Source organism: Methanosarcina sp. A14, from assembly GCF_001729375.1.
Lineage (GTDB): Archaea > Halobacteriota > Methanosarcinia > Methanosarcinales > Methanosarcinaceae > Methanosarcina > Methanosarcina barkeri.
The window spans coordinates 1-5,702 of sequence record NZ_LZPK01000018.1 but is presented as its reverse complement, the minus strand read 5'-3'; the positions used below and the strand labels follow the sequence as shown (position 1 = coordinate 5,702).

General features: G+C 44.5%; 1 protein-coding gene. It reads right to left on the bottom strand.

The window, feature by feature from the left end; genetic code table 11:
- Nucleotides 1-5,531: PKD domain-containing protein (locus A9239_RS01010; RefSeq protein WP_083250209.1), on the bottom strand; the 5,531-nt coding region annotated here is incomplete at its 3' end.
- Nucleotides 5,532-5,702 lie beyond the last annotated feature (171 nt).

Genomic DNA, 5,702 nt, shown 5'->3' with positions numbered 1-5,702 from the left:
GGTTCACTTACGATAATGTACTCGGTCTTTACTTCAGAATCACTACCGTCCGCATTGGAAACCGTAAGATTGACGGTGTAATTACCGGCTGCGGTGTAAATGTGGACCGGATTCTGCTCAGTACTGTCAACAGTTCCATCGTTATCAAAGTCCCATGCATAGGACGAGATATTGCCAGTTGATGCATCTATGAACTGAACGTCAAGAGGTGCTTTACCGGTTGTTACATTTGTAGTAAAGTTAGCTACTGGTGCAGATTTTTGTTCTTCCTGATATTCAACAACAAGGATCTGCTGGAGTGCATCCATGCCTCCACTTGTTGTGCCCTGGATTCCGGCCTCGTTTCCTGTTTCATTAATGTAATTTTTCACGTCAAAAACTTGTGCATTGCTGGAGCTTGAATCTCCCTGCCATGCATTGCTTGCAACGGTATTGCCATTGAAAAGCAGATTTCCTTCATTGGGACCGGCACTTCCTACGAAACTGTACAGCGTAGCGTTCCTGACCTTCTCGGTTTCAACGGACATGTCTGTGAAAGGAGCATATGCTGTCGCTTCTTCAAGCGTAGTTCCGTAACTAGTAGGAGAATAAGCTAGTTCGTCGCATTCGTCATTGATGAAGATCTGTTTTCTAGTTTCGTTAGAATTGCGGTAGACCACGACTAGAGTGCTTGGATACAGAGCATTGCTGTTTTCAGAGTCAGGTGCCATGATAAGACTGTTTCCAGCGGTATCGAACTGATCTGTTACATCGAAAACGTAGAGACCATATGTATAATTTGCATAACTGCCGAAATTACTCTTATCAGTGTAGAGGGTACCGTTTGCAAGCGTGTTTCCGTTGAAGGTTGCAGTCCATTTTGGCACTCCGCCAGGGTTGGTATCCCAGTTATAGGGCACATAGAGCAAGGCTTTTTCCACAGTGGAACCGCTCGGAATCAAAAGATCGCTTGCTGTCCAGGTTTCCGTCCTGCCAGTCCATTTTACACCCTTATAAGCAGAAGAAGGTTGAGTGGAGTACAGAAGGTTACCCTGGAGATCATAGGTCTCTTTTGTTGTGATATCACTTCCACCTTCCCAATAGCGTTTGCCTTTATACCCATTGTATTTGACAGGCTTATCCACACTGGCATTGTTGTTTGCCTCGTTATTTTCAGGAATAAGGTTGTCAGGGTCGACAACTGCAGTATAGGTTACGGTGCCGCCTTCCAGGCTGCGGATTGTGGGATCAATTAAAGAGACAGTAGTTTTAGCTCCGCCTGCAAGGGATGAAATTGTTGTCGTGTTTACCGGAACTGTTCCATCGGACACGTCGCTTGCATATAGAGCCAGCGAAATGTTAGTAAGGGTGTCAGTTCCGGTGTTCTTGACATCGGTTATCTTTACAGTGTTTGCCTCCTTGGCAAAGACTGCAGAGCTTGGTACAGTGTTTATGATTCCGGAGATTGTGAGATCGTTAGTTTTCGCTGAACTTACAGTGATATAATCCGTCTTTACTGTACTGTTGCTTCCGGCTTCATTTGTGACCGTAAGATTGACGGTGTAGTTCCAAGCTGCGGTGTAAGTGTGAATCGGGTTCTGCTCAGTACTGTCTACATTGCCATCGTTATCAAAGTCCCATGCATAGGATGAGATATTTCCAGTTGATGCATCTGTAAACTGAACGTCAAGCGGAGCTGTTCCACTGGTCCGATTGGCTGTGAAGTTTGCAACCGGTGCTCCAGGCAGTGATTCACTTACTACAATGTAATCAGTTTTTACTTCAGAATCGTTACCGTCTACATTGGCAACAGTAAGGTTAACAGTATAGTTACCTATTGTTGAATACGTATAGACTGGATTCTGCTCAGTACTGTCAACAGTTCCATCATTATCAAAGTCCCATGCATAGGATGAAATATTGCCAGTTGAAGCATCAGTGAAGTTAACAGTAAGTGGTGCATCGCCAGAAGTAGGTGTTGCTGCAAAATCTGCAACCGGTGCTCCAGGAAGTGATTCACTTACCACAATGTACTCAGTTTTTACTTCAGAATCGCTTCCATCAGCGTTGGAAACCGTAAGGTTAACGGTATAGTTACCGGCTGATGTGTACGTGTGTGAAACGTTCTGCTCGGTAGCAGTCGAATTGTCCCCAAAGTCCCATAACCAGGAAGTTGGAGAACCTGTGGACTGATCCGTAAAGTTGACAGTGAGAGAAGCAGTACCGCTTGTTACATCAGCAGTAAAAGCGGCAATTGGTGCTGGTTCTACAGGTATTGAGGACTCAGAAACAGTAATATAGTTAGTCTTTACCTTGGAATCTCTTCCTTCTGCATCTGCAACTGTAAGATTCACAGTATAGTTACCAGCTGATGTATATTTGTGTGAAACGTTCTGCTCAGTAGCGTTGGTACCGTCTCCAAAGTCCCAGAACCAGGATGTTGGGGAACCTGTTGACTGGTCAGTGAAATTTACACTGAGAGGAATCGTACCTTTCGTTACGTCAGCAGAGAAGTTCGCAACCAGGGTTGTCGACGCTGAAGAAGCTGTGACAAGTACTGTAAACGCATTGTTCGTTTCGTCCGATTCAGCGATCCTATTTTCTGGATCTGCAGTTACAGTGAGGTTATAGTCACCCGCTGCTTCCGGTGTCCACGAGAAGTTAACTAAAGCGCTGCTGCCTGATGCGATGCCTGATACAGACTGCGTATCTACGACAGTGCCATTTACAGAAAGGGTCGCGTTAAAGGTATCTACATTCTCTGTACCGGTATTGTTAACGGTGGCAACTATGGTGCAGAGGGCATTCACAGCAATGCTGGATTCTGGAGTGAACGCAGTGAGGATGAGGTCAGGCTTTGCTACAACTGAAACTGCAGTGTTCTCGTAGGCATATGAAATACCGTTACTTGCACCTATAAGTAAGTCGTAATCTCCATCATTGTCGAGATCGGCAACTTCTGGTTCAGCATTATCTCCCACATCAGGTGTGTTCCATTCTGATTTTGCCTCCCATATTGGGCTACTTGCAGTCCCAATATTTTCGTAGGCATGTGAAATACCATCGGATTCACCTATAAGTAAGTCGTAATCTCCATCGCCGTCTAAGTCGGTTGCGTAGGGACCTGTAAAAGAAGATCCTGTAGCAGGACCGTTCCATTCCGATTTTACTGTCCAAGTCGGACTGTTTTTAGTTCCAATATTTTCATATCCATATGTGATACCATCATGGAAACCTACTAGCAAGTCAAAGTCTCCATCGTCGTCAAGATCAGCTAAACATGGAGATGCTCTAGTCGAGCCACCCTTACTATCCCATGAGTTATTCCTCGTCCACATAGGACTGCTTTTATTCCCGGTGTTCTCATAGCCGTATATTTTACCTGTATATTCACCTATTAACAAGTCGTAGTCTCCATCGCTATCAAGATCAGCAGATGCCACTTTAGCATAATTACCCACATCGTCAGGTACATCCCATTCTGATTTTTTCGTCCAAGCTGGACTGCTTGTAGTTCCTGTATTTTCATATGCATAAGTAATACCACTACCTGTACCTATCAGCAAGTCATAGTCTCCATCACCGTCTAAATCGACAAAACACGGAGCTGCACGAGACCCTATATCAGGTATATCCCATGAGGTATTCCTTGTCCACACAGGACTAACTCCTGCCGAAACTGTTATGTATCCTGTTTTTGTAATATTGCTAGTTCCGGCAAGATTTGTGGCTTCTAGTTTGACTGTATATGTTCCGACAGTGGTGTAGGTGTGTGTAGGATTTTGGCTTGTTGAGGTGTTACCGTCCCCGAAGTCCCAGAGCCACTCAGTAGGCGTGTTTGTTGACTGATCTGTAAATGTGACACTGAGTGGGGAAATACCATGAATTTTATTAGCACTGAAATTAGCTACTGGAATAACTGATGAAGCTGTTATGTAGTCTGTTTTCACAGTGGAGTTGTTTCCACCAACGTTCGTAACTGTAAGGCTGACAGTATAGTTGCCAGGGGTTGAATATGTATGGGTAGGATTCTGTTGTGTGCTGTCTACAGTACTGTCATTCTCAAAATCCCAGGCCCATGCAGTTGGTGTGCCTGTGGATTGATCTGTGAAGTTGACCGTAAGTGGAGCATTACCGGAAATTGGTATTGCCGTGAAGTTGGCAGCTAGTGGATTAACAACAATATACCCTGTTTTCGTCTCGGACTCACTCCCACCGGCGTTGGTGACTGTGAGTTTGACTGTATAAGTGCCGGCGGCATTGTATGTGTAGGTAGGATTCTGCACGTTACTGTCCACTGTTCCATCATTGTTGAAGTCCCAGGCCCACGATAGGGGAGAGTTTGTTGACTGATCTGTGAAGTTGACCGTAAGCGGGGAATCACCTGAAGTCTTATCTGCGCTGAACTCAGCTATCGGGGAGTTTGCCGAAGCTATGCCGACCAGTTTTGTGATCATATTATTAGTTTCATTCAACTCGACTATCTCATTCTCAGGATCTGCAACCACGGTCAACAAATAGGCACCTTTACTGCCATCAGGAGTCCAGTTTAAGTCGACGGTTGTGTTGTCTCCGCTTCCCAGGCTGGCCACAGGCTGCGTATCAACTAGCTTGTCGTCCACGAAGAGCGATATATTAAAAGCTGAAGAATCTTTGTTTCCTTGATTTTTGAGGGTTACAGTCATGGCATTTGTGATGTTGGCAGTTACAAAAGAAGGAGTAAGGTTTACTGGAACTAGATCGGGTTTATTTTTGTGTATTATCGATAGAGCGTGAAAGACTGCAGAACAGTATGAGTCGCTTCCTCGTCCCACGTTTACGGTCTGGTTCTCGGCCACAAGTGAGTTCTTTACATTGTCCCACCTGATATAGTTGAAGTATTCACCACTTGTTGAATCGGCAGGATCTGAAAGAGAGTTTCCATTCAGATCTTCGTGATTGAATCCTGTGAGGTGAGTTGAGAACAGGCTGGCACTCTGCACGTCAGAGAGATTTACTGTCCCATTGAAATATGTGATAGAGTTCGGAACATCATATCCTACATAGTCACCATCATGCATCCAGTCAAGACCATCTGCAATCCAGTATTCCATCTGTGGTTTACTTTCGTTTTCCAGTACGACTACAAGAGTAGTGCCGTACTGTCTACCGTCACCCCATAATTTAGAGTTGATAGTTGCGGTATTTATTTCTCCTGGGCGCAGGTAGTCTGTGACATCATAGGGTATCCATGTTACACCCATTTCTGAGGAATAATATGATGGATTTGTTGGGAATGCATGCCCGTTGAATGCAGTGGATATTCTTGCATACGTGAGGTCATCAGAGGAACCCCAAATTCCTACATAGTATCGTGCAAAAGCAACGGTACCGTTTGGTACGTTAAAATTGTTTGTAGTATATTTAGAATACCAGTTTGCAGTGGATGAGACATACATCTCACCTCGAACCGTGTCGTGTACTACTGTGGGTAAAGCCGAGGCAGTACCGGCAAAAAGCAGTATTAATAGTATTGGAAGTAGATATTTTGCGTATTTGGGGGTTATATTCATCACCTTTGTTTTGATCAATTAAAAAACAAGGACGACCCGATCAGGTCGTTTCTGCTTGACAGTAATTGGAATCTGGCTCTTCGCTGCCCTTTATAATAAGACAGTATTTCAATTCAGATTCATACGTCTTCGGTTAAGTGAGGAATCGTGATAAATTGCGTCGATTTCCTC